The organism is Aliihoeflea sp. PC F10.4, assembly GCF_054612275.1.
In genome coordinates this window covers 3,487,787-3,513,516 of record NZ_JBTSWH010000001.1, presented here as the reverse complement: position 1 = coordinate 3,513,516, position 25,730 = coordinate 3,487,787, and the positions used below count along the sequence as shown (strand labels likewise).

At 62.0% G+C, this 25,730-nt stretch carries 33 protein-coding genes; 18 read left to right on the top strand and 15 right to left on the bottom strand.

Annotated elements, in window-relative coordinates; genetic code table 11:
• Positions 1 to 28: 28 nt before the first annotated feature.
• From ACX82Z_RS17675 to ACX82Z_RS17665, 3 genes are read right to left on the bottom strand one after another with little or no spacing between them, the layout of a single operon-like run.
• Positions 29 to 247, bottom strand: a complete 219-nt coding sequence (locus ACX82Z_RS17675; protein WP_459590321.1) for a hypothetical protein — start codon at positions 245 to 247, stop codon at positions 29 to 31.
• 13 nt (positions 248 to 260) lie between these two features.
• Positions 261 to 728, bottom strand: a complete 468-nt coding sequence (locus ACX82Z_RS17670) for a hypothetical protein (protein ID WP_459590320.1) — start codon at positions 726 to 728, stop codon at positions 261 to 263.
• A 7-nt stretch (positions 729 to 735) separates the two neighbouring features.
• Entirely contained in the window at positions 736 to 1,071 is a 336-nt protein-coding gene (locus ACX82Z_RS17665; protein ID WP_459590319.1) for an ElaB/YgaM/YqjD family protein, read from the bottom strand.
• Between the two features lie 135 nt (positions 1,072 to 1,206).
• Here ACX82Z_RS17665 and ACX82Z_RS17660 point away from each other — a divergent pair, with 135 nt between their 5' ends.
• Positions 1,207 to 2,328 (top strand): AI-2E family transporter, encoded by a 1,122-nt coding sequence (locus ACX82Z_RS17660; RefSeq protein WP_459590318.1) that lies wholly within the window; start codon positions 1,207 to 1,209, stop codon positions 2,326 to 2,328.
• On the opposite strand, the gene ACX82Z_RS17655 is transcribed toward ACX82Z_RS17660, so the two are convergent.
• Complete coding sequence (locus tag ACX82Z_RS17655) at positions 2,321 to 3,082, bottom strand: Crp/Fnr family transcriptional regulator (protein ID WP_459590317.1); 762 nt, start codon at positions 3,080 to 3,082, stop codon at positions 2,321 to 2,323. The genes ACX82Z_RS17660 and ACX82Z_RS17655 overlap by 8 nt on opposite strands.
• Positions 3,083 to 3,248: 166 nt before the next feature.
• On the opposite strand from ACX82Z_RS17655, the gene ACX82Z_RS17650 reads away from it, so the two are divergent.
• Complete coding sequence (locus tag ACX82Z_RS17650) at positions 3,249 to 3,662, top strand: response regulator (protein WP_459590316.1); 414 nt, start codon at positions 3,249 to 3,251, stop codon at positions 3,660 to 3,662.
• Positions 3,663 to 3,665: 3 nt separating this feature from the next.
• Here ACX82Z_RS17650 and ACX82Z_RS17645 read toward each other — a convergent pair whose 3' ends face one another.
• Both ACX82Z_RS17645 and ACX82Z_RS17640 read right to left on the bottom strand, forming a co-directional pair.
• Positions 3,666 to 4,214 (bottom strand): sigma-70 family RNA polymerase sigma factor, encoded by a 549-nt coding sequence (locus ACX82Z_RS17645; RefSeq protein WP_252910290.1) that lies wholly within the window; start codon positions 4,212 to 4,214, stop codon positions 3,666 to 3,668.
• 1 nt (position 4,215) lies between these two features.
• Positions 4,216 to 4,407, bottom strand: coding sequence for a NepR family anti-sigma factor (locus ACX82Z_RS17640; RefSeq protein WP_459911852.1), 192 nt, complete (start codon positions 4,405 to 4,407; stop codon positions 4,216 to 4,218).
• A gap of 243 nt (positions 4,408 to 4,650) precedes the next feature.
• Between ACX82Z_RS17640 and ACX82Z_RS17635 the strand changes: the two genes are divergently transcribed.
• The 4 genes from ACX82Z_RS17635 (at position 4,651) to ACX82Z_RS17620 (ending at position 7,262) form a co-directional block, all read left to right on the top strand.
• Positions 4,651 to 5,445: a response regulator gene (locus tag ACX82Z_RS17635; RefSeq protein WP_459590315.1), complete on the top strand. Its 795-nt coding sequence runs from the start codon at positions 4,651 to 4,653 to the stop codon at positions 5,443 to 5,445.
• A gap of 104 nt (positions 5,446 to 5,549) precedes the next feature.
• On the top strand, positions 5,550 to 5,717 hold the full coding sequence (locus ACX82Z_RS17630; RefSeq protein ID WP_459590314.1) for a DUF1328 domain-containing protein: 168 nt from the start codon (positions 5,550 to 5,552) through the stop codon (positions 5,715 to 5,717).
• Between the two features lie 66 nt (positions 5,718 to 5,783).
• Positions 5,784 to 6,770 (top strand): sensor histidine kinase, encoded by a 987-nt coding sequence (locus ACX82Z_RS17625; protein ID WP_459590313.1) that lies wholly within the window; start codon positions 5,784 to 5,786, stop codon positions 6,768 to 6,770.
• Positions 6,771 to 7,073: 303 nt separating this feature from the next.
• Entirely contained in the window at positions 7,074 to 7,262 is a 189-nt protein-coding gene (locus ACX82Z_RS17620) for a hypothetical protein (RefSeq protein ID WP_459590312.1), read from the top strand.
• Positions 7,263 to 7,277: 15 nt separating this feature from the next.
• Here the strand turns inward: ACX82Z_RS17620 and ACX82Z_RS17615 are convergent, their stop codons facing one another.
• Positions 7,278 to 7,427 carry a histidine kinase gene (locus ACX82Z_RS17615; RefSeq protein WP_459590311.1) on the bottom strand — a complete coding sequence of 50 codons (150 nt, stop codon included), beginning with the start codon at positions 7,425 to 7,427 and terminating at the stop codon, positions 7,278 to 7,280.
• A 132-nt stretch (positions 7,428 to 7,559) separates the two neighbouring features.
• On the opposite strand from ACX82Z_RS17615, the gene ACX82Z_RS17610 reads away from it, so the two are divergent.
• Together ACX82Z_RS17610 and aroB are read left to right on the top strand one after the other, a co-directional pair.
• A complete protein-coding gene (locus ACX82Z_RS17610) occupies positions 7,560 to 8,153 on the top strand; it encodes a shikimate kinase (protein ID WP_459590310.1) in 594 nt (197 codons plus the stop codon).
• Positions 8,150 to 9,259, top strand: a complete 1,110-nt coding sequence (aroB, locus tag ACX82Z_RS17605) for a 3-dehydroquinate synthase (protein WP_459590309.1) — start codon at positions 8,150 to 8,152, stop codon at positions 9,257 to 9,259. Before ACX82Z_RS17610 ends, aroB begins: the two co-directional genes overlap by 4 nt.
• A 3-nt stretch (positions 9,260 to 9,262) precedes the next feature.
• On the opposite strand, the gene ACX82Z_RS17600 is transcribed toward aroB, so the two are convergent.
• A complete protein-coding gene (locus tag ACX82Z_RS17600; protein WP_459590308.1) occupies positions 9,263 to 9,568 on the bottom strand; it encodes a BolA family protein in 306 nt (101 codons plus the stop codon).
• Between the two features lie 134 nt (positions 9,569 to 9,702).
• On the opposite strand from ACX82Z_RS17600, the gene ACX82Z_RS17595 reads away from it, so the two are divergent.
• The 4 genes from ACX82Z_RS17595 to ACX82Z_RS17580 all read left to right on the top strand — a co-directional run bounded on the left by ACX82Z_RS17595 (position 9,703) and on the right by ACX82Z_RS17580 (position 14,283).
• Positions 9,703 to 10,320, top strand: coding sequence for a J domain-containing protein (locus ACX82Z_RS17595; protein WP_459590307.1), 618 nt, complete (start codon positions 9,703 to 9,705; stop codon positions 10,318 to 10,320).
• Positions 10,321 to 10,389: 69 nt separating this feature from the next.
• Positions 10,390 to 11,376: a cobaltochelatase subunit CobS gene (gene cobS / locus ACX82Z_RS17590; RefSeq protein ID WP_459590306.1), complete on the top strand. Its 987-nt coding sequence runs from the start codon at positions 10,390 to 10,392 to the stop codon at positions 11,374 to 11,376.
• Positions 11,377 to 11,383: 7 nt separating this feature from the next.
• A complete protein-coding gene (gene cobT / locus ACX82Z_RS17585; RefSeq protein ID WP_459590305.1) occupies positions 11,384 to 13,282 on the top strand; it encodes a cobaltochelatase subunit CobT in 1,899 nt (632 codons plus the stop codon).
• Positions 13,279 to 14,283 (top strand): esterase-like activity of phytase family protein, encoded by a 1,005-nt coding sequence (locus tag ACX82Z_RS17580; RefSeq protein WP_459590304.1) that lies wholly within the window; start codon positions 13,279 to 13,281, stop codon positions 14,281 to 14,283. Before cobT ends, ACX82Z_RS17580 begins: the two co-directional genes overlap by 4 nt.
• Positions 14,284 to 14,287: 4 nt before the next feature.
• On the opposite strand, the gene ACX82Z_RS17575 is transcribed toward ACX82Z_RS17580, so the two are convergent.
• A complete protein-coding gene (locus ACX82Z_RS17575) occupies positions 14,288 to 14,914 on the bottom strand; it encodes a queuosine precursor transporter (RefSeq protein WP_459590303.1) in 627 nt (208 codons plus the stop codon).
• Positions 14,915 to 14,999: 85 nt separating this feature from the next.
• A complete protein-coding gene (rpmB, locus tag ACX82Z_RS17570; protein ID WP_459590301.1) occupies positions 15,000 to 15,296 on the bottom strand; it encodes a 50S ribosomal protein L28 in 297 nt (98 codons plus the stop codon).
• Between the two features lie 250 nt (positions 15,297 to 15,546).
• Between rpmB and ACX82Z_RS17565 the strand changes: the two genes are divergently transcribed.
• From ACX82Z_RS17565 to ACX82Z_RS17555, 3 genes are read left to right on the top strand one after another with little or no spacing between them, the layout of a single operon-like run.
• Positions 15,547 to 16,299, top strand: coding sequence for a DUF3108 domain-containing protein (locus ACX82Z_RS17565; RefSeq protein WP_459590300.1), 753 nt, complete (start codon positions 15,547 to 15,549; stop codon positions 16,297 to 16,299).
• A gap of 60 nt (positions 16,300 to 16,359) precedes the next feature.
• On the top strand, positions 16,360 to 17,235 hold the full coding sequence (gene yddG, locus ACX82Z_RS17560; RefSeq protein ID WP_459590298.1) for an aromatic amino acid exporter YddG: 876 nt from the start codon (positions 16,360 to 16,362) through the stop codon (positions 17,233 to 17,235).
• Positions 17,236 to 17,238: 3 nt separating this feature from the next.
• Complete coding sequence (locus ACX82Z_RS17555) at positions 17,239 to 17,910, top strand: lysoplasmalogenase (RefSeq protein ID WP_459590297.1); 672 nt, start codon at positions 17,239 to 17,241, stop codon at positions 17,908 to 17,910.
• Here the strand turns inward: ACX82Z_RS17555 and ACX82Z_RS17550 are convergent.
• Both ACX82Z_RS17550 and gloB read right to left on the bottom strand, forming a co-directional pair.
• On the bottom strand, positions 17,836 to 18,327 hold the full coding sequence (locus ACX82Z_RS17550; protein WP_459590296.1) for a cupin domain-containing protein: 492 nt from the start codon (positions 18,325 to 18,327) through the stop codon (positions 17,836 to 17,838). The two genes, ACX82Z_RS17555 and ACX82Z_RS17550, sit on opposite strands and share 75 nt — an antisense overlap.
• The gene (gene gloB, locus ACX82Z_RS17545) at positions 18,327 to 19,094 is read right to left on the bottom strand and encodes a hydroxyacylglutathione hydrolase (protein WP_459590295.1); all 768 of its coding nucleotides are present in this window, start codon (positions 19,092 to 19,094) and stop codon (positions 18,327 to 18,329) included. The genes ACX82Z_RS17550 and gloB overlap by 1 nt, the downstream gene beginning before the upstream one ends.
• A 78-nt stretch (positions 19,095 to 19,172) precedes the next feature.
• Here gloB and ACX82Z_RS17540 point away from each other — a divergent pair, with 78 nt between their 5' ends.
• On the top strand, positions 19,173 to 19,928 hold the full coding sequence (locus ACX82Z_RS17540; protein WP_459590294.1) for a class I SAM-dependent methyltransferase: 756 nt from the start codon (positions 19,173 to 19,175) through the stop codon (positions 19,926 to 19,928).
• A gap of 34 nt (positions 19,929 to 19,962) precedes the next feature.
• Here the strand turns inward: ACX82Z_RS17540 and edd are convergent, their stop codons facing one another.
• Genes edd through zwf form a run of 3 tightly spaced genes read right to left on the bottom strand, consistent with a single transcriptional unit; the run spans position 19,963 to position 23,967 of the window.
• Positions 19,963 to 21,777 (bottom strand): phosphogluconate dehydratase, encoded by a 1,815-nt coding sequence (gene edd, locus ACX82Z_RS17535; RefSeq protein WP_459590292.1) that lies wholly within the window; start codon positions 21,775 to 21,777, stop codon positions 19,963 to 19,965.
• Positions 21,778 to 21,803: 26 nt separating this feature from the next.
• Positions 21,804 to 22,496, bottom strand: coding sequence for a 6-phosphogluconolactonase (gene pgl / locus ACX82Z_RS17530; protein WP_459590291.1), 693 nt, complete (start codon positions 22,494 to 22,496; stop codon positions 21,804 to 21,806).
• Position 22,497: 1 nt separating this feature from the next.
• Positions 22,498 to 23,967: a glucose-6-phosphate dehydrogenase gene (gene zwf, locus ACX82Z_RS17525; RefSeq protein ID WP_459590289.1), complete on the bottom strand. Its 1,470-nt coding sequence runs from the start codon at positions 23,965 to 23,967 to the stop codon at positions 22,498 to 22,500.
• 181 nt (positions 23,968 to 24,148) lie between these two features.
• Between zwf and ACX82Z_RS17520 the strand changes: the two genes are divergently transcribed.
• Positions 24,149 to 25,276, top strand: a complete 1,128-nt coding sequence (locus ACX82Z_RS17520; protein WP_459590288.1) for a beta-ketoacyl-ACP synthase III — start codon at positions 24,149 to 24,151, stop codon at positions 25,274 to 25,276.
• Positions 25,277 to 25,453: 177 nt separating this feature from the next.
• Complete coding sequence (locus ACX82Z_RS17515) at positions 25,454 to 25,729, top strand: hypothetical protein (protein WP_459590287.1); 276 nt, start codon at positions 25,454 to 25,456, stop codon at positions 25,727 to 25,729.
• The last annotated feature ends 1 nt before the right edge of the window (position 25,730 follow it).

Here is a 25,730-nt window from a genome sequence, read left to right as displayed (position 1 = left end):
CCCTTTCGATGTGATCGCGATGTTCGGCCTATTCGGTAACCGGTGTATTGCCGCCAGGTGCCTCGGCGGGCTGCTCCGTCGGCGCGCCACCCGTCGGTTGTTCGGGTTCGATGCTTTCGCCGAACGATCCGACCGCCCACCAGGCGATGGCGGCGAGGATAAGCGCGACGACCAGGATCGTCAGCACGTTCGTTCCCTTTCGGCCCTGCCGGGCCTCGGTCGGGTTGACCTTTACCTTGTCGTCCATGACCAATCCCCTTTTATAAATCGTCAAGCGGAGCGCGACCCCGGCGACGAGGCGCACGCGGGCCGGCATTTTCCTTGTAGATAAGATAGCCGATGACGCCGAGAACCGGCACGGTGAGCGCCGCGGCAGAACGCGGGTTGGCAAGCAGTGCCGGCAGCGCGGCGACGGCGGCAGTCGTGGCCAGTGCCTTGGTATCGACCGCGCGTTTTCTTGCTGCCCTTCGGGCCTGCGTTTTCGCCGTCACGCTTTGGAAGACGACCGTTACGATCGCCAGCGCAACGAATGTGCCAGCGAATATCAGCGCGGCGGTAATCGGACTCCACCGGGTCGCCGCCCAGATATAGGCTGCGATCAGCGCGAACAGGACACCAAGCAGGATGAAGAACGCGGCCGCGCTGTAGGCGACAGCCGCACGTTTCATCCGTCCGATGATGTTCGAGGTTTCGCCAGCTACCAGCGATGAGAGAAGCGTTACAAGCATTTCAAGCTCAGCGACGCGTCAGCAGCGCCAAGACGAAGCCGACACCGGCTGCGATCGCAAGAGCGCTTATCGGCTTTTCGCGCACAGCTTCCGTCAACTGCGCTTCATAGTCGTGGGCCTGTTCGCGGATGTCCTCGATAGCGGCTTCGCTGCGGACCTTGAGATTCTCGATGCCGGACGACGCGACGCGGCGTGCCGAATCGTAGGAGTTCTGTCCAGCAGCACTCAGTTCGTCCTTAAGCTTCGTCACGTCGCTGCGAAGACGTTCCACCTCGGCTTCCAGATCGGCCTTCGTCTTGGCATCGCTCGCCTTGACTTTCGCGGTAGTGGTCGGTGAAGCCATGGAAAATACTCCTGTATCATATTGCCTCGCACACAACGTGCCCGTCTCTTTCCAGTTCCAGCCCGCTCCATGGATTTATGAGCAGGAACGAATTCAACCCGCCCGGCGTTGCGCAAAGGTGCGGGAGATGGATATTTGAGTTTAAAATACAGTCAGGCGCGATACACCGAAAAACGGCCGCCGATCGTTCGTCTTCCGCCGAAATCGAACTACGAGATCGTGCTTCAGCGCGCATCTCAGATTTCGCTCGTGATCGTCGGCCTCCTGGCCGTGATGTTCGCACTGCATTTCGGTCGTTACGTTCTGGCGCCGACGGCGTTCGCTCTGGTCATCGGACTGGTGCTGGGACCGGTGGCGAGCCGCATCGAGGCGCGGGGCGTTTCACCCTACGTCTCGTCCCTTCTCGTGTTCATCCTCTTCGTCGTGATCGTCTGCCTGATCGCGCTCGCTCTCGTCGGACCGCTCTCCTACTGGACCGAACGCGCACCGCAGGTCTGGGACCAGCTCCAGCTGCGCATCTCGCAATTGCGCGAACCGATCGAGGCGTTGCGCAACATTCAGTCGGGACTGCGCGACGCCACCGGCGACAGTGGCCTTACCGTCTCGCTCGAACCCGGTTCGCCGATGGACAGCCTGATCACGGTTGCGCCTGCGATCGGCGCGCAAATCCTGATCTTCATGGCGAGCCTTTATTTCTTCGTCGCCACGCGGCACGAAACGCGGCTGGCCGTCCTGAAGCTTTGTGTCGGTCGCCGGTTGCGCTGGCGTACGGCGCATATTTTTCGCGATGTGGAGACGATGGTGTCGCGTTATCTGTTGTCGATCACGGCCATCAATATCGGGCTTGCGGTGGCGGTGACGTGTGCATTGTGGCTTGTCGGCGTTCCCTCGCCGGCGCTCTGGGGCATTTTGGCAGGGCTGCTCAACTTCGTCATGTATATCGGCCCGGCAATCATGGCGGCGATCCTGTTCGCCGTCGGCCTCGTCACCTATGACACCATTCCCGGCAGCCTTATGCCACCGCTGGTCTATCTCGCCGTCAACCTCATCGAAGCGCAGTTCGTGACGCCGCTCGTGATCGGGCGAATGATGACGCTCAATCCCTTCATCGTCCTTCTGGCGCTGACATTCTGGATCTGGATGTGGGGACCGGTCGGCGGTTTCGTCGCCATCCCGGCCCTTCTCGCCTGCTATGCGATAGCGCGCAACCTCATCCCTGGCTGGGGCGGTGTCGAGGGACCTGATCTTCCTAAATAAAAGGGCGCGAAATATTCGACTGATCGCCGGTCCAGCCGGCAACCCGTTCAAGGCCTTCCAGATCGAGCACTGTGCAGCCGCGATCGCGCCATTGCAGCAATTCGCGTTCGGCCAGCTTGCGGATAGTCTTGTTGGTGTGAACGAGCGACAGGCCAAGCGTATCTGCCACATGCTGCTGCGTGATCGGTATTTCGAGCGGAGCCTTCTGGCCGTGCAGGCCAGTGCCTTCGGCGCGCCGCAGGATGAACGCGATCAGATAGGCGAGCCGCTCCATAGCGTTACGCCGGCCAATGCTGAGCAAATTCTCATCCAGCATGCACTCCTCGCGCGAGGCGATCCAGGTGATGTCGTAGGCAAGGTCCGGATGCTGCTCGTAAAGCGACAGAAGTTCGCTGCGTTCGAAAACACACAGAACCATCGGCGACAGCGCTTCGACGGAATGCTCCATCTCACCCAGCATGGTGCCCTGAAGCCCGAGAAGATCACCCGGCATCGCGTAGTTGACGATCTGCCGGCGACCGTCCGCCAGCATCTTGTAGCGAAAGCTCCAACCTTGCAAAACGGTGTAAAGGTGCGGGTTGCGCGTGCCTTCGGCCAGAATCGTCGCGCCGCGGTCGACTGTCAGTTCGCCCTTTTTGAAGCGGCTGACGAATTCCAGTTCCGACTTTGTGAAATGGCGAAAAATCTGCCGCGCATGCAACGGACACTTCTCACAGGGAAACTTCCGTGCTGAACGGATCGCAATATCTGCCAAGCCAGGCTCCCGGAAAATGAAGAATGAAGTGTCGTCGCAGTGACTATAGACACCGCGTTTTTCACTTGTCAGCGGAATTCTCGAGCCTTTTCAAATATATTCGATAAAGCTCATGGACATGTCAAAATTAAATGACAGGACGGAGCTATGCTGACCAATTGCGCCGATGAGCAAGAAACGCGCCTCGTCTGACAAACCATTAAAAGATTTGCGCATTCTCGTGATGGAGGACGAGTTCCTCATCGCGATGGATGTCGAGCAGATTTGCAACGACCACGGTGCGGAAGAAGTCGTCATCCTGCGCACGCTGAAGGAGCTCGACGATCACACGATCGTGGAACGCGGTATCAGCGTCGCGGTCGTCGACGTGATGCTCGCTGGCGAATCCACGGTCGAGTTCGCCAAAACCTTGCAAGAGAGCCGAATTCCGTTCGTCTTCGCAACGGGTTACGCCGAAAACGAACACCTCTTCGAGGCGTTTCCCGGCATCCGTGTCGTTGGTAAGCCCTATTCCGGTCCTGCTCTGGTCACCGCCCTTCTGGAGGCGATGACCAATAGAGGCGACGGCGCGCTGACTTGAGCGTCAGGCGGCGTTCGAGCCCATGACCTGCGCTGCGATCGCATCCGGTCCGTAGTCGGATTCGCCCGAGACCTTCAAAAGCTCCTGAAGGCGCGTGCGCGCGCGGCTGACGCGGCTCTTGATCGTGCCGACGGCGCATTCGCAGATTTCGGCCGCTTCCTCGTAGGAAAAGCCCGACGCGCCAATCAGGATGATCGCCTCGCGCTGGTCTTCGGGAAGGCGCTCCAGCGCATTCTTGAAGTCGCCCAGATCCATCGATCCGTGCTGGCTCGGGTGGACTGCAAGACGCGCGGTCATCGCGCCGTCGCTGTCCTGGACCTCGCGGCCGCGCTTGCGCATCTGCGAATAGAATTCGTTGCGCAGGATCGTGAAGAGCCAGGCTTTCAGATTCGTGCCGGGCTGGAACGACGATTGCTTGTCCCACGCCTTGACGAGCGTTTCCTGCACGAGATCGTCGGCGCGGTCCGAGTTTTGCGAAAGCGAAACGGCAAAGGCGCGCAGGCTCGGCACGGCGCTGAGAAGCCCGGTCTTGAAATCTGTATCGCCAGCCATGTCATTCTCCCTTGCGAGCGGCATCGCCCGTTTCGCGATCTTCCAGCTGCTTGAGAAGATCCGCGAATCTGTCAGGGATTTCTTCGGTGACGAGTTCGTCATAATATTGTTTGAGGCGGCGTCCGATTTCGGAATTCGAACCGAGCGGTTCTGTGCGCTCGATAGCGTCCTCTTTTTTTATGTTTGGCTTCATTTGTGGTTCGCTATCCCCTGAACTTGTGTCGCCTGCCCAACGTGCGGCAATTGCCATGCATCGTCCCCTGTTCTCGTTGCGCCTCGGGCCGGGTCAGCCCAGGATAGGCGCGTAAAATCGTTGTCAAACGCCAAGTCCCGACGATTTGTTCCATTGAGCCGGAACTTTTTTGCTGCAACCCCGTTTGAGGGACGCTACTGATCCGCATTTCCTGCCTTTATGTCTTGAGGGAGACGTTACAATATGAGTTTATCCGCAAGGATTGCGCCGCATTTGCCGTTCCTGCGTCGCTTTGCGCGTGCCGTTTCCGGTTCGCAAACGAGCGGTGACGCCCTCGTCGCCGCCACGCTCGAAGCAATCATTGCCGATCCGGCCGTCTTCCCGGCGGCGTCCACCGATCGTATCGGGCTGTACCAGATTTTCACCAAGCTGTTCTCATCGATCGCCGTGCGCGTTCCAGATGAAGCTCCGGCCAATCCCTGGGAAAGCCGCGCGGTCGCCAATCTATCGTCGCTGGCACCGTTGCCGCGTCAGGCGTTCCTGCTCGTCGCCGTCGAAGGGTTCGGCGAGCGCGAGGCGGCCGAAATTCTCGATGTCGGCCAGGACGAGTTCACGCAGCTTCTCGGTCAGGCGAGCAACGACATCTCCCGTCAGGTCGCGACCGATATCCTGATCATCGAAGACGAGCCGCTGATTGCCATGGATATCGAGCAGATGGTCGAAAGTCTCGGTCATCGCGTCGTCGGCACTGCGCGCACCCACAAGGAGGCGACGGCGTTGTTCAAGACCAGCAACGCCAAGATGGTGCTTGCCGATATCCAGCTTGCCGACGGCAGCTCGGGCATCGATGCGGTGAACGAGATACTTGCATCTGCGACCGTTCCGGTGATCTTCATCACCGCGTTCCCGGAGCGTCTGCTGACCGGCGAGCGCCCCGAGCCCGCGTTCCTCGTGACCAAGCCGTTCAACCCGGACATGGTCAAGGCGCTGATCAGCCAGGCCCTGTTCTTCGATCGCCAGTCGCAGGCAGCGGCCTGACCGTCGTGCCCGCCGTACATTAGCCGGTCGTCGAGTGGGAACTAGCGCACTCGACGGCGCGTTTAACTGTGAAAATGGCGGCGGGCCATCAAGGGAGATTTAAGATGCTTCGTTGGGCACTCGTATTTCTTGTGGTCGCGCTCATCGCCGGCGCCTTGGGCTTCGGTGGCGTTGCCGGTGCATCCGCCGGTATCGCGCAGATTCTGTTCTTTATTTTTCTGGTTCTTCTCGGCGTTTCTCTTGTTGCGGGATTCATGAGGCGAGCAAACTGATCCAGCCGGCGCCATTCGGCGTCGACTGGCCGTTTCAGCACAGAACGGTATTGGGGGCATTCCGGAGTGAGCTTTGAGACCGCCGACATGATCGACGAGGAGCGTGTTCTCGCGACCGCGTTGAAAAATGCTGGCGTAGCCGTCATCGCGCAGGACCGGAATCTAAGCGTCCTGTGGGTGCAGAACCTTCCATCATCTTGGCAAGGTGGTGCTGCGGTCGGCAGCTCTGATGCTGATTTTCTCCCCCAAGCCGAAGCGGAAAAATCGATCGCCATCAAACGGCAGGTTCTGAGTTCAGAGCGGTCCGATCATTACGAGATGCGGCACGGTTCGGACGATGGCGGCCGGTGGTTCTCCGTCTGGATCGATGTCAGGCGCGATCGGGACGGCACGGTACAAGGTGTCCTGTCGACCATTGTCGATATCACCAACCAGAAACACCGCGAACAGACTTTGCGCACCCTGCTGCGCGAGGTCAGCCATCGCTCGAAGAACCTGCTCGCGATCATTCAAAGCATCGCAACGCAAACCGGTCGCTATTCAGGCTCGATCGAAGTGTTCCTCGCGCGCTTTCGTGGGCGCATCCAGTCGCTGGCGTCCTCTCAGGACCTCGTGACGTCTTCGAACTGGCGTGGCGCGATGCTGAGCGAACTGGTTGCAGGGCAGGTTAGCCGCTATTGTGAGGACCCCGCCTTCTCGATCCGCTTGAAGGGCGTCGATCCTTATCTCAACCCCAATGCTGCCCTTCATATCGGTCTTGCCCTGCATGAACTGGTGATCAATTCGATGAGCCATGGCGCGCTGTCGCGTCCGAACGGATATGTAAATCTGTCGGCCTCGCTTGAGGAAACCGAACCGGGAAAACGCGTCGTCGTGCTGAACTGGCAGGAAAACACCCGTGTTGCCGACAGCGATATCGGTGACAGGCGGTTCGGCAGCATCGCGCTGGAGCGCGTTGTTCCCGCCTCGGTGGAAGGCGAGGCCTCACTTAGCCTCGCGAATGGCTATCTGGATTATCGGCTGAGCATTCCGGAAAGCAATTTCGAACTTTAAGCGTGCAAATCGGTGCCGCTTCGTGGTCGCCGATCTTACCAATACCCCAAAAAGAAAGCCGGCCACTTGGGCCGGCTTTTCAGAATGAAGAAGGTGTTCGGGGGATCCACGCTTCTTCGAATTTGTGAAACGCCTTTCGCGAGGGGGGCGATTGGAGGGGTCGGCGTCAGGCCGCTTCACTGGGGCAATAATCGCCGGAGCGACGGGAGGTTCCCTTGCGTCCGATCTTTTTTTAGAATGCCCTGTGGGAACCGAAAAACGCCGGCGCCGTTCTACCGCCAGCATCAGGTCAGGGAGAGGAACATGATCGCTCACATGGCAAATCTCGAGCGGGCAGCGCGTGTTGCCATGGGCGGTCATCACGAGGACAATTCCGACCCTCTGCCGCCCGGCCCGAATTACGGTCCGTTCGGCTATTTTCGCCTCGCGCTGATGATTTTAGCCGTGATGATTGCCGGCCTTTTCATCGTCAACCTGCTCGGCATCTGGTAAGCGCCATTTTATGCGTCAGCGCTGCGGCTGAAGGCGTTCGGGCGGGATGCGAACGGTCATCTCGCCTCGGTTCGGTTCGACGAAAAGGACGAGCGCATACATCGCGCCGTAGCCGATCCCGGCCAGCACCAGTAGCGTCATCAGAAACCGGAAAAGTGTAGGCATCGGTCTCCCATAATCCGCTGCGTTGCCTGTACCTTTATGGGACGGGCTCTGAACGAGCGCAAGCATAAGTCGCAATCGGAACGCTTGACGTTCATCCCGTTCCTGTCGATACCCACGTTACGGGAGACGGGCATGGACGCGAAGGCGATGGCAGATCAGGTAAGGCGCGTGCGTGCCCGCTTGCGCGCGCGGCCGATCGTTCTTGTCGGCCTGATGGGGGCTGGCAAGACGTCGGTCGGACGCCGTCTCGCGCAAATTCTCGACCTGCCTTTCGCCGACAGCGACCACGAGATCGAGTCCGTGTCGCGCATGAGCGTGCCTGAACTTTTCGAAGCCTATGGCGAGACTGAATTCCGGGCATTGGAACAGCGTGTCGTCACGCGGCTCGTCACGGATTCCCCGGCCGTCGTCGCAACCGGTGGCGGAGCGTTCATGAATGCAGACACGCGCGCCATCATCCGCGCGCATGCGCTGTCCGTCTGGTTAAAGGCCGATCTCGACACGTTGATGGAGCGCGTATCGCGTCGGACCAATCGCCCGCTTTTGAAGGCATCCGACCCGAGGGCGGTGATGACAAAGCTGATGGCGGACCGTTACCCGGTCTATGCCGAGGCCGACATCACCATTTTTAGCCGCGATGCAAGGCACACGGTGATCGCGGGCGAGATCATCGACGCCATCGACCGCGCGGTCCTGCCTGCGCAAGAAGAGGATCACATCAATTGAACGCACGCGTCGACGTCGCGCTTGGGCCGCGCAGCTACCCCATCCTCATAGGGCCGGGTGCGCTCGATGAAGCTGGCGAAAGGATTGCCGAACGTCTGCCGGGTGCGCGGCTTGCCATCGTCACCGACGAGAACGTTGCGAAGGCGCAATTGCCGCGACTGACGGCGTCGCTCGATGCGGTCGGCATCGCGCATGAGGCGCTCGTCCTGCCCGCCGGTGAAGCGACGAAGCGTTTTGCCCGGCTGGAAGAAGTCGTCGATTTCATTCTGGCTGGCCGGTTCGAGCGCAATGATTGCGTCGCCGCGCTCGGTGGCGGCGTCATCGGCGATCTGGCGGGCTTCGCCGCCGGCATCGTGCGCCGTGGCATGGAATTCGTGCAATTGCCGACATCCCTGCTCGCACAGGTTGATTCCTCCGTCGGCGGCAAGACAGGCATCAACACGTCGCGGGGCAAGAATCTCGTCGGCGTCTTCCAGCAGCCTGCGCTGGTGCTAGCGGATACCTCGGCGCTCGATACGCTCTCGTCGCGCGAATTTCGTGCCGGCTACGCCGAAGTCGCCAAATACGGGCTGATCGACCAGCCCGATTTCTTCGCCTGGCTGGAAGAAAACTGGTCCGCGATCTTTGCCGGCGGTGCGGAGCGCGTCGAGGCGATCCGCCGCTCCTGCGAGGCGAAGGCAGCCGTCGTCGCGCGCGACGAGCGCGAAACAGGCGACCGGGCGCTGCTCAATCTCGGCCATACATTCGGTCATGCGCTCGAAGGCGCGACGGGTTACGACAGCGCGCGTCTGGTCCATGGGGAGGCTGTCGCGATCGGCATGGTGCTGGCGCATCGCTTTTCCACGCGGCTCGGACTGATCGATGAGGCAGAGGTCGAGCGTGTCGAGCGGCATCTTGTGACGGTCGGCCTGCCGACGAAAATGAGCGACGTTCCCGGCGGACTTCCTGGCGCGGACGCGCTTTTGACCTATATCATGCAGGACAAGAAGGTCGCGCGCGGAGCGCTGACTTTCATTTTGACTCGCGGTATCGGACGATCCTTCATCGCCAAAGACGTATCGCCGACCGAGGTTTTGGCCTTTCTCGAAGAAAGCCTCATCGGCTGATCCCTACCAGCGGGTCGCTTCGCCGGGCGCGGCAGGTTCGACGGCGAGCGCGTGGACGCCGCCTTCAAGTTCGGCGCTAAGCGCCTCGTTGACGGCGCGGTGGCGCTCGATCCGGCTCATGCCGGCAAAGGCCGGGGAGACGATACGGACGCGAAAATGTGTCTCGCCGGTGCCGTCGAAAGCCTCATGATGGCCCGAATGCTGGTGATGGTGGCCGGCATGCAGGTGGCTTTCATTGATGACGACGAGCCGTTCGGGGCGAAAACGCTCGGTGAGCTTCGTTTCGATGGTGGTCTGGATAGTCGTCATTAAGGGCTCCTGTCTGCGGCGCGTTGCCGCTTGTAGCTGATTTGCCGGCATGACGTGCATTGTCGGCTGAAAGTCAATTCTTGTTTCGCGCGCCGAAGCATCCATAATTTGCGGTTCGACGATTACGGGTCCTCATGAACGCCTATTCGAAATATTTCGAGAAGATCAAGGTGCGCCGCTCGCCCGAGGCGGAGCGTGCGTCCAGCGAGCCCGTGTGCCAGTGGGATGGCTGCGAAGCGGCCGGCACCCATCGCGCACCGGTCGGGCGCATGGCCGAAGGTCAGTATTTCAAGTTCTGCTTCGATCATGTGCGCGAGTACAACAAGGGCTTCAATTATTTTTCCGGCGTGCCGGACAGTGACGTGGCACGCTTCCAGAAGGAAGCTTTGACCGGCCACAGGCCGACATGGAAGATGGGAACGAGCCGGGGCGCGCAGGCGACGCCCGATTTCGCCCAGAAGCGTTCGGGACGGGCTGGCTATTATCAGCGTCTGCGCGATCCCTACGGTATGTTCGGTGAAGACGACAAGGCCAACCGTCCGCGCCAGCGCAAGCTGAAGTCGCTTGAGGCCAAGGCCATGGAAACCTTGGGCCTGGAGCCGTCCGCGACTGGTGCGCAGATCAAGCAGCGCTATAAGGAACTGGTGAAGAAGCATCATCCCGATGCCAATGGTGGTGACCGTGCCTCCGAGGACCGCTTCCGGGACGTTATCCAGGCCTACCGGATGCTCAAGCAGGCGGGTTTGTGTTGATGGCGCCGTCTGCTAAACGGGTGGCCTGAAAAGGACGAGCGGCGGATTTCCGCCGCATGTGGAGACAAGATGAACAAGGTTGACCGCGACATCGCAAATCTGCCCGATACGACCGTTCCGGTCGCAGAGACCTTCGGCTTCGAATCCGAAATGGTCGTGCCGGCCTATTCGGCAGCCGACGCGCATGTGCCGGATATCGACCCCGACTATCTGTTCGACAAGCAGACGACGCTCGCGATCCTCGCCGGCTTCACCTACAATCGCCGTGTGATGGTGTCCGGCTATCACGGCACCGGCAAGTCGACCCATATCGAACAGGTCGCGGCCCGGCTCAACTGGCCTTGCGTGCGCATCAATCTCGACAGCCATGTCAGCCGTATCGATCTCGTCGGCAAGGACGCCATCGTCGTGCGTGAGGGCATGCAGGTCACCGAGTTCAAGGACGGCATCCTTCCCTGGGCCTACCAGCACAATGTCGCGCTCGTCTTCGACGAATACGACGCCGGCCGCCCGGACGTGATGTTCGTCATCCAGCGCGTTCTGGAATCTTCGGGCCGCCTGACGCTTCTCGACCAGAGCCGCGTCATCCGCCCACATCCCGCCTTCCGCATCTTCGCCACTGCCAACACGGTCGGGCTCGGCGACACGACCGGCCTTTACCACGGCACGCAGCAGATCAATCAGGCGCAGATGGATCGCTGGTCGATCGTCACGACGCTGAACTATCTGCCGCATGACGACGAAGTGAACATCGTTCTGGCCAAGGCCAAGCATTTCCGCAACGAAAAGGGCCGCGACACCGTCGGAAAGATGGTGCGCGTCGCCGACATGACGCGTTCGGCGTTCATCAATGGCGATTTGTCGACGGTGATGAGCCCGCGCACGGTCATCACCTGGGCGGAGAACGCCGAAATCTTCAAGGATGTCGGCTTCGCTTTCCGCCTGACCTTCCTCAACAAATGCGACGAACTTGAACGGTCGGTCGTGGCCGAGTTCTACCAGCGCGCCTTCGGCAAGGAACTGCCCGAAAGCGCCGCAAACGTCGTGCTCGCATAGGAACCGAATGGCGGGACCGGGCGACAATTCAAGGGCAAAATCGGCCAAAGGCACCGACACCGACACGTTCAAGCGTGCGCTGTCGCTTTGCGTGCGCGCCATTTCCGGCGATGCGGAGATGGAAGTCTCCTTTTCGAAGGAAAAGCCGGCGCTGACAGGCAGCCGCGCGCGACTGCCCGATCTTCCCAGGAAGCCGAGCGCCAACGACATCGCGGTTACGCGCGGTCTTGGCGATTCGATGGCGCTGCGCCGCGCTTGCCATGACAATTCCGTCCATTCGCGCCTCGCGCCCCAGGGCAAGCAGGCACGCGCGATCTTCGACGCGGTCGAGCAGGCCCGCGTCGAGGCGATCGGCTCCAAGGCCATGGCGGGCGTCGCCGACAATATCGGCTCGATGCTCGAGGACAAATATTCCAAAGCCAATCTTGCCGCCGTCACTGAGCGCGCAGACGCGCCGCTGGAAGAGGCTGTGGCGCTCATGGTGCGCGAGCGGCTGACCGGACGCTCGGTGCCGCCCAGCGCCGAGCGCGTCGTTTCGCTGTGGCGCGACTGGATCGAGGACAAGGCCGGCGACACGCTCGACGGTCTGGCGACCAATGTCGAGGACCAGCAGGCCTTTGCCCGCGTCATGCGCGACATGCTGGCGTCGATGGACATGGCCGAGGATCTTGCCGAGGACGAGCAGTCCGACGACAGCGAGAACACCGACGATGATCAGCCGCAGGGCGACGATTCGGCGGAGGAGGGCGGCGAAGACGATTCGGGATCGGATCGCAGCCAGCCGGACGAATCGCAGGAAACGAGCCAGGACGACGAGGGCGGCGAGACCGAAGCCACCGATGCGTCGGCCGACGACATGGCCGATGACGACGAACTCGACGCCGAGACGCCGGGCGAGACCCGCCGCAACGACGACCCGCTGGCCAATCTGTCGAGGGAGATCGACTACAAGGTCTTCACCCGTGAGTTCGACGAGACGGTGAGTGCCGCCGAATTGTGCGATGAAGAGGAACTGGAGCGCCTCCGCGCCTTCCTCGACAAGCAGCTTGCAAATCTGCAGGGCGTCGTCGGTCGGCTGGCGAACCGGCTGCAGCGCCGCCTGATGGCGCAGCAGAACCGCTCGTGGGAATTCGATCTGGAGGAAGGCTTTCTCGATCCGGCCCGCCTCGTGCGCGTCGTCATCGATCCGATGCAGCCGCTGTCCTTCAAACGCGAGCGCGACACCAATTTCCGCGATACGGTCGTCACCTTGGTGCTCGACAATTCCGGCTCCATGCGCGGCCGTCCGATCACGGTCGCGGCGACCTGCGCGGACATTTTGGCGCGCACGCTGGAGCGTTGCGGCGTTTCGGTCGAAATCCTCGGCTTTACCACGCGTGCGTGGAAAGGCGGGCAGGCGCGCGAGAAATGGCTGAAAGGCGGAAAGCCCGCCGCTCCCGGCCGCCTCAACGATCTGCGCCATATCATCTACAAGTCGGCCGACGAGCCATGGCGCCGCGCGCGCCGCAATCTCGGCCTGATGATGCGCGAGGGGCTTCTCAAAGAGAACATCGACGGCGAAGCGCTCCTGTGGGCGCATCAGCGCCTGATTGCGCGGCCCGAGCAGCGCAAGATCCTGATGATGATCTCGGACGGCGCGCCGGTCGATGATTCGACGCTGTCGGTCAATCCAGGCAACTATCTCGAACGCCATTTGCGCGCCGCGATCGATCTGATCGAGACCCGCTCGCCGGTCGAGCTTCTGGCAATCGGCATCGGCCACGATGTGACGCGCTATTATCGCCGTGCTGTCACCATCGTTGATGCGGAGGAACTGGCCGGCGCGATGACCGAGCAGCTTGCGAGCCTCTTCGATGAGGAAAGCGCACGCGATACGAGGCGCTCGGGCTTCCGTCGCGCTGGATGAGGCGTGGGTCCGGCCTTGTCCTGACAGCGCTTGCGGCCTTCCTCGCTTCTTCCGTCCATGCACAGACCGCGCAGCCATTCGCGGTCGACATCTCGTCGACGCCGATCACGTCTTTTCGCGTGATCGGCGCAGAGGGCGATTACGGCCCGCTCACCTTTATCGGCGGCTTTTCGATGAGCGGCGATGAGCGCGAGTTCGGTCAACTCTCCGCCTTCCGGTTCTTGACGCCGGGCGAACAGTTTCTTGGCGTTGCCGATCATGGCTATTGGTTTGCCGGACGCGTCGAGCGCAATGCGGATGGCGTGCCGATGGGGATTGCCGATTTCACCATGCAGGCGATGGTGGATGAAGCGGGTACGGTGATCGACGACAAGCATCTGGTCGATGCCGAGGGGTTGTCGGTGTCGAACGGGATCGCGACGGTCGCGTTCGAGCGGCAGGCGCGCGTATCGGAATACCGGATCGATCCGGCCGGCATGGCCGGGCCGGTTCGCGATCTCGATTTTCTCATTCCGCGCCATGAGCTTCGCTACAATGCGGGAATGGAGACGGTCGCGAAGGCACGCGACGACGGGCCGCTCGCTGGCGCGCGGGTGGTCGTGGCCGAAAAGTCGATCGATCGGCAAGGCAATATCTTCGCGGCCGTGATCGAAGGTCCGCGAAAAGGCCTTTTCAAAGTGCGTCGAACGGACGAGTTCGACGTGACCGACGGGGTCTTTCTGCCGGATGGCGACCTTCTTCTTCTCGAACGGCGGTTTTCCTATGCGCGCGGCGTCGCCATGCGGTTGCGGCGGATTGCCGAGGATACGATCCGGTCCGGCGCGCTGGTCGATGGCGAGACGCTAATCGAGGCGAACATGACCTACAATATCGACAATATGGAAGCGATCGACGTCTTTCGCCGCGACGACGGCGCGTTGGTCGTCGCCTTGATGTCGGACGACAACCAGAGCTGGATTCAGCGCGCGCTCTATCTGGAGTTCGAACTGGCCGAGGATTGAACGGCTATCGAACCGCCGGCAGCGGCCGAATGATCGACAACAGCGCGCCGTAAGGCACCAGCGCAATCACGCCGATCGCCAGCTTCACTATCAGATCGCCGACCGCAAGCTGCATCCATAGCGGCGCCTCGCCGCCGAAGATGAACGGCACGTTGAAGGCGAGCGACCCGTCGTCGAGGCCAAGACCCGTATCGAGAAACGCGAAGCGCGCTGCGAACGCGATCGAGAAGAACAGGATCGTATCGACCAGCGCGCCGATGATGCCCGAGGCAAGCGGCGCGCGCCACCAGACCTGATGGCGCAGGCGATCGAAGACGAAGATGTCGATGAGCTGGGCGGTGAGGAACGCGGTGCCGGATGCGATCGCAATGCGCGGCGAGGCGAACCAGACGGACAATACCACGGCCAGCGCGAAACCGACATAGACGACGCGGCGTGCAACGGCGTTACCGAAGCGACGGTTCGTCAAATCGTTGACGAGAAATGCGAAGGGATAGGTGAAGGCGCCCCAGGTGAGGAGGTCGCCGAGGCCGAAATGCTCGAACTGGTATTGCACCAGAACGTTCGAGATGACGACGATGAAGGCCATGGCGGCCACGAAGGGCCAAACGGAAAGTGTCCGTGCGTTCATTTTTTTAGCCTGGGTTATGGAACCAGTCGGCGCGCGTATCGGACGATAGCGCGCGCCGTCGAAAATCTAGAACCGAAAAGCGGGATCAGGCGGTCGCCTGTTCCTCGGTCTTCTTTGTGATCTGCTTCTTCAGGAGGCGGGCGCGCTGCGACAGTTCGTCCGTCTTAGCCTTGAGCAGGAATGCGTCGAGACCGCCGCGATGTTCGACCGAACGCAGCGCGTTCGCCGAGATGCGCAGGCGCACATTCTGGTTCAGCGCTTCCGACTGGAGCGTGACGTTGACGAGGTTCGGCAGGAACCGACGGCGCGTCTTGTTGTTGGCGTGGCTTACATTGTTACCGGTCAGCACGGCCTTGCCGGTCAGTTCACATGCGCGGGACATCGTCTCAAACCTTCAGTTTCGTCTCGGCTGGCCGATAGAACCCTTCCGCACCAGATGCGTCGGCGCGCGGGTCCATTCAGGCGGCCTCATTGAAAAGTTGCCGTTCCATAGTGGCATTTCGATTGGCGGTCAAGCCGCCGTGAGGAAGAGCCGGCAACACATATTCGCCGAATTCTCGCGCTCCAAAGGTTGTATCCCCTGATTTGGCGGTACGGAAGGGCGTTCCGCCAGCAACCGATGGAGTTGTCCGATGGTGCGCATCGCGCCCGTTCTCGCCCTTGTCGCCACAATGTCCGCCGCGCCTGCCTATGCGACGCAAACGTTCAGCACCGACTATTCCGTGACGCTGCTGGGCATTCCGATCGCCAAGGCCAGTTTCCGCAGCACGATCGAAAACGACCGTTTCCGCATCGACGGATCGCTTGCAAGCTCAGGCGTGGCCCGCCTTTTCGAGCGAACGAACGGCACGACCACCGTATCCGGCGGCTTTTCGCAGACCGGCACGATGCCGAGAAGTTACGATCTGGATTATACCTCCGACGAAAAACGCCAGCGCACGGCGATCCGCTTTTCCAACGGTCAGGTGACGTCGACCGAAAACGTGCCGCCGTCGCGCCCGCGTCAGGGCGACTGGGTGCATTTGCGCGACGAGCATCTTCGTGCCGTTGCCGATCCGATCTCCGCGACCTTGATCCGCGCAGGCAGCGCCGATGAGGTGTGCAACCGCACGATCCCCTTTTACGATGGCGAGATGCGCGCCAATCTCGTCCTGACGCCCGCGCGCTCGACGCGGCAGGGCACGGTCGCCTGTTCGGCGCGTTTCGAGCCTGTGGCGGGGTATCGGCCGAGCCGTTCGGCGCTGCGCTATCTGCGCGACCGCTCGCGCATCACCATCGCTTTCGCGCCGCTCGCCGATACGGGGTTCTACGCACCGGTCGATGCATCCATCGGCACGCAGATCGGCACGGTCAGGATCGTGGCGCAGAACATTCGCCAGCAGTAGCCATTGCGCCGGTTGCGCGCATGGTGATCCCGCGCTACGCCCGTCGAAACGAGGGGCATCATGGCGCGGGCAACGGCAATCGGCTTTACGGCGGTCATCATGTGGGCGCTTCTGGCGCTTTTCACATCGGCGTCCGGCGACGTGCCGCCATTTCTGCTTTCGGGCCTCGCATTCTCCGTCGGCACCCTCGTCGGTGTCGTCATGCGCGTCGTGTCGCCGCCACAGGGGCGCGTCGCCGTTCCGCCGGTGGTTTGGCTGATCGGCATCGGCGGTCTCTTCGGCTACCACTTCTTCTACTTCACGGCGCTTCGCAACGCGCTGGCCGTCGAGGCAAGCCTGATCGCCTATCTGTGGCCGCTCCTGATCGTACTCGGCTCCGCGCTGATGCCCGGCGAGCGGCTCGGCTGGCACCATGTCGCGGGCGCTCTGATGGGGCTTGCCGGGACGTTCCTCATCGTAACGCGCGGCGGCGGGCTGGCATTCGATCCGACCTATGCGTTCGGCTATACGATGGCTGGCATATGCGCCCTGTTCTGGTCTGGCTATTCGCTCCTGTCGCGCCGTTTCGCCGAAGTGCCGACCAGCATCGTCACATGGTTCTGCCTAGCAACGGCGATCCTGTCCTTTGCCTGCCATTTTGTGCTCGAAACGACCGTCTGGCCGCAAGGCGCTGGTGAGTGGCTCGCCGTTCTCGGCCTCGGCCTGATGCCGGTGGGCGCGGCGTTCTACACCTGGGACTACGGCGTCAAGCACGGCAACATTCAGGTGCTGGGCGCGGCCAGCTACGCCGCGCCGCTCTTGTCGACGCTGGTTCTGATCGTGGCGGGAACCGCCGCAGCGACCACGAACGTCATCGCCGCCTGCCTGCTGATCACGGGTGGCGCGGCGCTGGCAGCGAAAAACATGATCGCGAGACGCAAGCCGGCGAAGGTCTGACCCATGCTGCCATTTCCCGGAGGTCTCGAATCGCAAGCGAACGGCGCGCTGATCATCTCAGTCTGCGCGGCGCTGATCTATCTTTTCGCCCATGCACATCCCGTCTCATGGCGGCGCAGCGCGGTCAAGACCGCTGCTATCGCATCGCTGGCATGGCTCAGCTTCGTCGAGGGCGGGCCGTGGCTTCTGACCGCCGGGCTGGCGCTCAGCGCACTCGGCGATCTCGCGCTTGCGCAGGAAAACGACGAGCGTTTCTTTCTTGCCGGTCTCGGCGCATTTCTCGCCGCACACATTGCTTATGTTATCCTGTTCGCCGGTGGCGGCGAGGGGATCGCGATCCTGACGGGCGAGCCGTGGCGGCTTGCGGCCGTCGCCGCGCTTATCGTCTTCGGCGGCTTCATGCTGTTGCGGCTCTGGCCAGCGCTCGATGGTGCGATGCGCCTGCCCGTCCTTGCCTATCTGATCGCGATCGTGGCGATGGGAATAGCTGCGTTCACGACACGCGAGCCAGCGATCATGGCGGGCGCCGTGTTGTTCATCGCGTCCGATGCGATTCTTGCGACCGAGCGATTTTTGCTGTCGGCCGATTCGCCTCGCCGCTCACTGACCGGCCCGGCCGTCTGGATTACCTACGCCGCCGCGCAGCTCCTCATCGCGCTCGGTATCCTGCTTTAGACATGGCGACCAGCCGGGCGGCGCAAGCTCGAATGAGCTGAACTCGAAACCCGGCGCGACGGTGCAGCCGACCAGCGTAAACGCGCCGGTCGAGCGGGCAGCCTGCCACGAGCCAGCCGGCACGATGCCTTGCGGTATTTCGCCGGCTTCAAGATCAGTGCCGAGACGGACGGTCCGTAATTCACTGCCCTCGCTCCAGATCGACAATTCCAGCGGCGCGCCCATGTGAAAATGCCAGACTTCCGATGCGTCGGCGACCCGGTGCCAATGCGAGCGCTGGCTGTCTTCGAGAAGAAAATAGATCGCTGTCGAATGACCGCGCGCGCCGCCGTTTTCGTCGCGGAACGTCTCGACATACCAGCCGCCTTCGGGATGCGGCTGCATCCCCAATGTCGCGATGATCGTCGCTGCATTCACTATGCGTTGTCCTTGCGCTTGCGAATCTCTGCGAACACTGCCGCGTCGCTCGCGCTTTCCATGCCGAGCGTTTTGCGGATCGCCGGATCGTGTGGACGCAGGAACGGGTTGGTCTGCTTTTCCAGCCCTATGGTCGTCGGCAGCGTTGGCTTGCCGTCCGCCCGCAGCGCCTCGATCTTCGCGGCACGCTCCTTGAGTGCTGCGTTTTGCGGATCGACCGTCAGCGCGAAACGCGCATTCGACAGCGTGTATTCGTGTCCGCAATAGACGATCGTTTCATCCGGCAGCGCCGCGAGCTTCGACAGCGAGGCGTGCATGGTCGCCGCGTCGCCTTCGAACAGCCGCCCGCAGCCGAGCGCGAAGAGCGTGTCAGCCGTGAAGGCGATGCCGGCCTCCTCGAAATAGTAGGAGACGTGGCCTGCGGTATGCCCCGGCGTTTCGATGACCCGGACCGGCTTGCCGCCGAAAGTCAGCGCGGAGCCTTCCGCGACCGTCTCGTCGATGCCAGGAATTTTCGACGCTTCTGCCTTCGGACCGACGATCTTCAGCCCGAAGCGGTCTTTCAGCGCGAGATTGGCCTCGACGTGGTCGCTATGGTGATGTGTGACGAACAGGACCGACGGCGTCCATCCGGTACGCTCGATCGCATCGAGGATCGACCCTTCCTCCGGTGCGTCGATCAGCACGACCTCACCGGTGTCCTCGTCGCGGATCAGAATGCCGAAATTATCCGTCCGGCACATGAATTGCTCGACCTGAAGTCCCATGATGAATCCTTTTTGCTTTTCCGGAACGATAGGACTGCGCATTTGCAATGTCACCAGCGCCGATTAATCTGGCCGGCGATGAGGAACGATATCGTCGATCTGCGCAGTTTTTACGCCTCCACCCTCGGTAAGCTTGCCGAGCGGTCGATCGCGATGGGCATTTCGGCGGTCTGGGCGAATCTCTCGCGCGAACGGCTGGTGGGGCTTGGCTATGCGCTGCCCTGGCTGGAGCGGTTCGGCACGGGGGCCGACCGCGTCTTCGCCTTCATGCCGGCAAATCAGGGATCGGTGCCGTGGCCGCTCGGCGGGCCGTGCACAACCGCGCTCGTCTTCGAGGAGGAACTGCCGCTGCACGATTCTTCCATCGACCGCATCCTGCTGATTCATGCGCTGGAGCATGCCGAAAATCCCAAGGAGATGCTGGTCGAGATGTGGCGTGTGCTCGCACCCGGCGGGCGGCTTGTCCTCGTGGTGCCGAACCGGCGCGGCGTTTGGGCGCGCATGGAGCACACGCCGTTCGGAACGGGACGGCCGTTTTCGCGAAGCCAGTTGACCGCGCTGTTGCGCGAAGCGAATTTCACGCCGGGCGCTTGGTCGGATGCGCTGCACTTTCCGCCCGTGGAGCGCCGCTTCATGATGCGGTTCTATTCGCTGATGGAGCGCACCGGGCGGCGGCTCTGGCCGCTCTTCGCAGGCGTTCTCATCGTGGAAGCCCAAAAGCGGATGTATCAGGGAATTCCCGTCACGCAGCGCGCCTCCCGCCGCGTTTTCGTGCCGGCCCTGTCACCGCAAGGCGCGGCACATGCGAGAGCTGAGCAATCCCAGGAAAAGTGAAGCGGTTTTCCGTCCGGGATTGCGTTAAAAAAGATCAGAAGACCGCTGCGCCCTGATCGGCCCGCCCGGCCATTTGGCGGAAATTTTCGAACAATTCACGCCCAAGCCCGAAGCGGTTTGCCGAAAGGTCCGGCAGCACCGAGTCGCGCGCGTCGAGGGTCGCCTTGTCGAGACGCACTTCGAGCGTGCCCGTCTCGCCATCGACGAGCACGATATCGCCGTCGCGCAATTTGCCAATCGCGCCGCCGTCGAGCGCCTCGGGCGTCACATGGATCGCCGCTGGCACCTTGCCGGATGCTCCGGACATGCGCCCGTCCGTGACGAGCGCTATCCGGTGACCGCGATCCTGCAACACGCCGAGCACGGTCGTCAGGCGATGCAGCTCCGGCATGCCGTTCGCTTTCGGCCCCTGAAAACGCACGACGGCCACGAAATCGCGGTCGAGTTCGCCGGCCTTGAAGGCGGCGTTCAGCTCTTCCTGATCGTCGAAGATGATCGCTGGCGCCTCAATGACGCGGCGTTCCGGCTTGACGGCGGAGGTCTTGATGACAGCGTGGCCGATATTGCCGTGCAGGACCTTGAGGCCGCCGGTCGGCTGGAATGCCTTGGGGAAAGGCGCGAGCACCTTCTCGTCGCCGCTTGTCGCAGGCGCGGGTTCGCGCGTGATTGCGCCGTCCGCTCCAAGCCGGGCTTCCACCGCATAGGGCCGCAGACCTTCACCCCAGACGGTCTGGACATCCTCATGCAGCATGCCGGCATCGAGTAACTCGCGGATCAGGAAGCCGAGGCCGCCTGCGGCATGGAAATGGTTCACGTCGGCAAGCCCGTTCGGATAGACGCGTGCGAGAAGCGGCACGACGTCGGAAAGATCTGAAATGTCCTGCCATGTCAGCTTGATGCCGGCGGCAGCCGCCATCGCGATCAGATGGATCGTGTGGTTGGTCGAACCGCCCGTCGCATGCAGCCCGACGACGCCGTTGACGATGGAGCGCTCGTCGATCATGCGTCCCGCTGGCGTGAATTCGTTACCGAGCGCGGTGAGGCTGAGTGCGCGCTTTGCAGCCTCCCGCGTCAGCGCATCGCGAAGGGGCGTCCCGGGATTGACGAAGGAGGAACCGGGCGTGTGCAGGCCCATGATCTCCATCATCATCTGGTTGGTGTTGGCCGTGCCGTAGAAGGTGCAGGTGCCCGGCCCGTGATAGGATTTGGATTCCGCTTCCAGAAGTTCGGCACGCCCGACCTTGCCTTCGGCATAGAGTTGGCGAATGCGCGCCTTTTCGTCATTCGGCAGGCCTGTCGTCATCGGGCCGGCGGGGATGAAGACGGCCGGCAGATGGCCGAAGGTGAGCGCCGCGATCGTCAGGCCCGGCACGATCTTGTCGCACACGCCCAGATAGACGGCGGCGTCGAACATGTTGTGCGACAGGCCGATAGCCGTCGCCATCGCGATCACGTCGCGCGAGAAGAGCGACAGTTCCATGCCCGGCTGGCCCTGCGTGACGCCATCGCACATGGCCGGCACGCCGCCTGCCACCTGTGCGACGCCGCCGGCCTCACGCGCAGCGTCCTTGATGAGCTGCGGGTAGGTTTCGAAGGGCTGATGGGCCGAGAGCATGTCGTTATAGGAGGTGATGATGCCGAGATTCGGCACCACGTCGCCGGCCAGCGCCGCCTTGTCCGAAACACCGCAGGCGGCAAAGCCGTGGGCGAGATTGCCGCAGGACAGCACTGCACGATGTGCACCGCGCGAAATCTGCGCCTCGACGCGTTCGAGATAGGTTTCGCGGCTCTCGCGCGAGCGCTCGCGAATTCGGTTCGTCACGGCGTTGACGGTCTGGTGCAGGCTCATGGCGGCTCCAATCAAGATGGCGCGGCTTACGGCGCCCAATAGGTGACGACGGGCGTGTTCGCCGCGTCGAGAACGGCGGCGACGGGCAGTTTGCCTTCGGTCGCGCGCTCCAAAACGGCGCGTTTTTCAGCGCCCTCGATATGTAGATACGTCGCACGCGCCTTCGAGAGCGCGTCGAGCGAAAGCGTCAGCCGCGGCTCTCCCGCGCTCGGCGCATGGACGGGCAGAACGGCGGGACCCGGCGTCTGCGTCAAAAGCATGTCTGCGTCGTCGGCATCGGGAAAAAGGGAAGCGGTATGCCCGTCCGTTCCCATGCCCAGGACGAGGATATCGAGCGGCAGCAAAGAAGCGATGGCTTCGCCAGCCTTGGCTGCCACATCGTCGAGTTCACCCTGCGAATAAAGCGGCACGAATGACGCTGCGGCGGCCTTGTGAACCAGAAGGTTTTCGCGCACGAGCTTTTCGTTCGAACGGTCCGACGACGGCGGCACGAAGCGCTCGTCGGCGAGCGTCACGATGACGTTTTTCCAGTCGAGTTCGATGGCGGACAGGCATTCGAAGAAGCGTGCGGGCGTCGTGCCGCCCGACACGGCCAGCGTTGCGCGACCGCGTTGCGCGATTGCCGCATTCAGCCCGTCCGCGACCTTTTTCGCCAGCGTCGAGGCAAGCAGGTCCCGGTCGGGGAAGGATCGCATGTCGGGTGCGTTGCCTGCCGCCATGTCAAATGCTCTCGTGCCAGGTGCGCCCGTCGCGTTCGATCAGCGCGATGGAGCCGGACGGCCCCCATGTGCCGGCGGTATAACCCTGAACGCCCTGCTGGTTCTCGCTCCACGCGTTCTGGATCGGATCGATCCACCGCCACGCGGCCTCGACCTCGTCGCGGCGCATGAAAAGCGTCTGGTTGCCGCGCACCACATCCATGATCAGCCGCTCATAGGCGTCCGGGTTTCGCACGTCGAAGGACTGCGCGAAGCTCATGTCCAGCGCGACGTTGCGCAGGCGCATGCCGCCCGGGCCGGGGTCCTTGATCATGATGAACTGCTTGACGCCCTCGTCAGGCTGAAGACGGATGACGAGCTGGTTGGCGACGACGTTTCCGGCGCTTTCCTCGAAGATGGAATGCGGGATCGGCTTGAACTCGATGACGATTTCCGAGACGCGCTCGGCCAGCCTCTTTCCGGTGCGCAGGTAGAACGGTACGCCCGCCCAGCGCCAGTTCTCGATCTCGGCCTTGATCGCGACGAAGGTTTCCGTTTCGCTTTCTTCGCCCAGTTCCTCGGCATAGGCCTTTACCGCGCCGCCGGCCGATGCGCCGGCCTTGTACTGTCCGCGCACCGTATGCTTTGCCGACTCATTGCCGTTGATGCGCTTCAGTGCGCGCAGCACTTTCAGCTTTTCGTCGCGCACGGCGTCGGCGTCGATGGCCGCCGGCGCTTCCATCGCCACGAGGCAGAGAAGCTGGAGCATATGGTTCTGCACCATGTCGCGCAGCGCGCCTGCTTTGTCATAATAGGAAACGCGGCCCTCGAGCCCGACCGCTTCGGCGACGGTGATCTGGACATGGTCGATATGGGCGGAATTCCACAACGGTTCGTAGAGCGCGTTGGCAAAGCGCAGCGCCATCAGATTCTGCACCGTCTCCTTGCCGAGATAGTGATCGATGCGGAAAATCTGCTCCTCGTGGAAGACGCGGCCGATCGCATCGTTGAGCGCTTTGGCCGAGGCGAGATCGCGGCCGATCGGCTTTTCCACGATCACGCGGCTCGTCTCGGTAACGAGGCCGGCCTCACCAAGATGCCCGACGATGTCGCCGAAAAGGGCCGGCGCGACGGCAAGGTAAAAGGCGCGGATGCGGTCGCTGTCGCCGATGGCTTCCTTGAGCTTGTCGAAGCCTTCACCTGATTTCGCGTCGACGTGAATGTAGGAAAGGCGCTTGAGGAATTGGTCGACCTGCCTGGCGTCGATATCGGCCGCCGGGACATGATCGGCGATGGCCTTTCGGGCGAAATCGCGAAAGGCTTCGTCGGCAAGTTCGGAGCGCGAAGCGCCGATGATGCGCGTCGGTTCGGAAAACTGGCCGGCCTTCTGTCGCTGGTAGAGCGCGGGGATCAGCTTGCGCTCGGCAAGGTCGCCCGTGCCGCCGAAAACGATGAAGTCGAAGGGTTCGACGGGAATTGTCTGGCTGGTCATTTCTGCTCGTCCATGGCGTTGCGGCACCTATACTCTAATCGATTTAGATTGGCCACCCCACTGATTTCGGGGCATGGCGGCAATGCGCCCGGCGCAGACCTTTGCCCCACAGTACGTTTTCCCCTATCTGTGGCACAAGAACGGGCCGTAAAGCGCCCGCATGTTAAAACGGGAAACGCCCATGTTTAAGGTCGCCATCACCGGCACCGGCATCTTCACGCCGCCGGAAACCATCACCAACGCCGAACTGGTCGCCTCCTTCAACGACTATGCGAGCCTTCAAAATGCGGCGCATGCTGGCGAGATCGAGGCTGGCACGCGCGAGGCGATGGCGATGTCGAGCGAGGAATTCATCGTCAAGGCGTCCGGGATCGAGCGGCGCTACGTGATGGAAAAGGCCGGCATTCTCGATCCGGAGACGATGCACCCAAGGCTTCCCGCGCGCAGCGACGACGAAATCTCGATCATGGCCGAGATCGCACTCGACGCGGCAAGAAAGGCGATGGACGAGGCAGGATTGACGGCTGGCGACATCGACGCGGTGATCTGCGCGGCCTCCAACCACGAGCGCGCCTATCCGGCCATCGCCATCGAGGTGCAGGAGGCGCTCGGCATCAAGGGCTTCGCCTTCGACATGAATGTCGCCTGCTCGTCGGCGACCTTCGGCATCCAGGCGGCGGCCGACATGATCCGCTCCGGTTCGGCCCGCGCGATCCTGATGGTCAATCCCGAGATCACCTCGGGACATCAGGAATGGCGCGACCGCGACTGTCATTTCATCTTCGGTGACGTCTGCACGGCGGTCGTTCTCCAGCGACTGGAAGATGCGACGTCGAACAACGCTTTTGAAATCCTGTCGACGCGCTGCCTGACGGAATTTTCCAACAATATCCGCAACAATAACGGCTTCCTGCGCCGCACCCGCGAGGGTCAGATGGAAGATCGGCGCGACATGCAGTTCCGCCAGGAAGGGCGCAAGGTCTTCAAGCAGGTCGTGCCGATGGTCGCCGACATGATGTTGTCGCACCTTGCCGATGAGGACATCGAGCCATCGCAACTGTCGCGCCTCTGGCTGCACCAGGCAAACAAGGGCATGAATGACCTGATCGGCGCGAAAGTGATGGGTCGCAAGCCGACCGGCGAAGAACAGCCGAACGTGTTGCAGGAATTCGCGAACACGTCTTCCGCTGGATCGATCATCGCCTTTTCACGCCATTCGAGCGATCTGCCCGTCGGCAGCGTCGGCGTCATCTGTTCGTTCGGTGCCGGCTATTCGGCAGGCAGCGTCATCGTGAAAAAGGCCGGATGAGCAACAATCATCTGGCGCGCGCGAAGCTGCGAATGATGATTTGGTTCACCGGAAGATGCTGAATTCTTTGTGATTGACCGTCGGCGGTTACGCGAAACTTATTTGGACAACTTTCGTGACTCCTTTTGACCGGCACAAGTCGGTTCGAAGAGTTTCTTCACACGAAGGGAGTTTCAGATGAAAACCTATATTCTAGCCGCCGCTGCTACGCTGTTGATGTCCGGTGCCGCTCTTGCTGGCGATCCGCCGATCATGCTCGGCAATTTCAGCGCAAGCGTGAAGGAGGCCGCATCTGAGCACACCGATCAGACTATGCGCTCTTCGAACGTGGACCGGATGCCGACCGCTTCCATCGGCCAGATGCGTATGGATGGAAACGCTTCGATGCAGTCGTCCAACTGGGATGAAACAGCGGCGCGGACGCGCTCCTGGGAATATCCCGGCGCGCGTTGAT

Excerpts from the sequence above, each read along its gene's own strand:
- ACX82Z_RS17640 (WP_459911852.1), bottom strand. The coding sequence starts at position 4,407 with ATGAAGCCAAACATAAAAAAAGAGGACGCTATCGAGCGCACAGAACCG.
- ACX82Z_RS17580 (WP_459590304.1), top strand. The coding sequence starts at position 13,279 with ATGAGGCGTGGGTCCGGCCTTGTCCTGACAGCGCTTGCGGCCTTCCTC.
- gloB (WP_459590295.1), bottom strand. The coding sequence starts at position 19,094 with ATGGGACTTCAGGTCGAGCAATTCATGTGCCGGACGGATAATTTCGGC.
- rpmB (WP_459590301.1), bottom strand. The coding sequence starts at position 15,296 with ATGTCCCGCGCATGTGAACTGACCGGCAAGGCCGTGCTGACCGGTAAC.
- cobT (WP_459590305.1), top strand. The coding sequence starts at position 11,384 with ATGGCGGGACCGGGCGACAATTCAAGGGCAAAATCGGCCAAAGGCACC.
- edd (WP_459590292.1), bottom strand. The coding sequence starts at position 21,777 with ATGAGCCTGCACCAGACCGTCAACGCCGTGACGAACCGAATTCGCGAG.
- ACX82Z_RS17615 (WP_459590311.1), bottom strand. The coding sequence starts at position 7,427 with ATGCCTACACTTTTCCGGTTTCTGATGACGCTACTGGTGCTGGCCGGG.
- cobS (WP_459590306.1), top strand. The coding sequence starts at position 10,390 with ATGAACAAGGTTGACCGCGACATCGCAAATCTGCCCGATACGACCGTT.
- ACX82Z_RS17610 (WP_459590310.1), top strand. The coding sequence starts at position 7,560 with ATGGACGCGAAGGCGATGGCAGATCAGGTAAGGCGCGTGCGTGCCCGC.
- ACX82Z_RS17565 (WP_459590300.1), top strand. The coding sequence starts at position 15,547 with ATGGTGCGCATCGCGCCCGTTCTCGCCCTTGTCGCCACAATGTCCGCC.
- ACX82Z_RS17630 (WP_459590314.1), top strand. The coding sequence starts at position 5,550 with ATGCTTCGTTGGGCACTCGTATTTCTTGTGGTCGCGCTCATCGCCGGC.
- ACX82Z_RS17520 (WP_459590288.1), top strand. The coding sequence starts at position 24,149 with ATGTTTAAGGTCGCCATCACCGGCACCGGCATCTTCACGCCGCCGGAA.
- zwf (WP_459590289.1), bottom strand. The coding sequence starts at position 23,967 with ATGACCAGCCAGACAATTCCCGTCGAACCCTTCGACTTCATCGTTTTC.
- ACX82Z_RS17645 (WP_252910290.1), bottom strand. The coding sequence starts at position 4,214 with ATGGCTGGCGATACAGATTTCAAGACCGGGCTTCTCAGCGCCGTGCCG.
- ACX82Z_RS17650 (WP_459590316.1), top strand. The coding sequence starts at position 3,249 with ATGAGCAAGAAACGCGCCTCGTCTGACAAACCATTAAAAGATTTGCGC.
- ACX82Z_RS17575 (WP_459590303.1), bottom strand. The coding sequence starts at position 14,914 with ATGAACGCACGGACACTTTCCGTTTGGCCCTTCGTGGCCGCCATGGCC.
- ACX82Z_RS17665 (WP_459590319.1), bottom strand. The coding sequence starts at position 1,071 with ATGGCTTCACCGACCACTACCGCGAAAGTCAAGGCGAGCGATGCCAAG.
- ACX82Z_RS17620 (WP_459590312.1), top strand. The coding sequence starts at position 7,074 with ATGATCGCTCACATGGCAAATCTCGAGCGGGCAGCGCGTGTTGCCATG.
- pgl (WP_459590291.1), bottom strand. The coding sequence starts at position 22,496 with ATGGCGGCAGGCAACGCACCCGACATGCGATCCTTCCCCGACCGGGAC.
- ACX82Z_RS17670 (WP_459590320.1), bottom strand. The coding sequence starts at position 728 with ATGCTTGTAACGCTTCTCTCATCGCTGGTAGCTGGCGAAACCTCGAAC.
- ACX82Z_RS17515 (WP_459590287.1), top strand. The coding sequence starts at position 25,454 with ATGAAAACCTATATTCTAGCCGCCGCTGCTACGCTGTTGATGTCCGGT.
- ACX82Z_RS17600 (WP_459590308.1), bottom strand. The coding sequence starts at position 9,568 with ATGACGACTATCCAGACCACCATCGAAACGAAGCTCACCGAGCGTTTT.
- ACX82Z_RS17555 (WP_459590297.1), top strand. The coding sequence starts at position 17,239 with ATGCTGCCATTTCCCGGAGGTCTCGAATCGCAAGCGAACGGCGCGCTG.
- ACX82Z_RS17635 (WP_459590315.1), top strand. The coding sequence starts at position 4,651 with ATGAGTTTATCCGCAAGGATTGCGCCGCATTTGCCGTTCCTGCGTCGC.
- ACX82Z_RS17595 (WP_459590307.1), top strand. The coding sequence starts at position 9,703 with ATGAACGCCTATTCGAAATATTTCGAGAAGATCAAGGTGCGCCGCTCG.
- ACX82Z_RS17540 (WP_459590294.1), top strand. The coding sequence starts at position 19,173 with ATGAGGAACGATATCGTCGATCTGCGCAGTTTTTACGCCTCCACCCTC.
- ACX82Z_RS17675 (WP_459590321.1), bottom strand. The coding sequence starts at position 247 with ATGGACGACAAGGTAAAGGTCAACCCGACCGAGGCCCGGCAGGGCCGA.
- yddG (WP_459590298.1), top strand. The coding sequence starts at position 16,360 with ATGGCGCGGGCAACGGCAATCGGCTTTACGGCGGTCATCATGTGGGCG.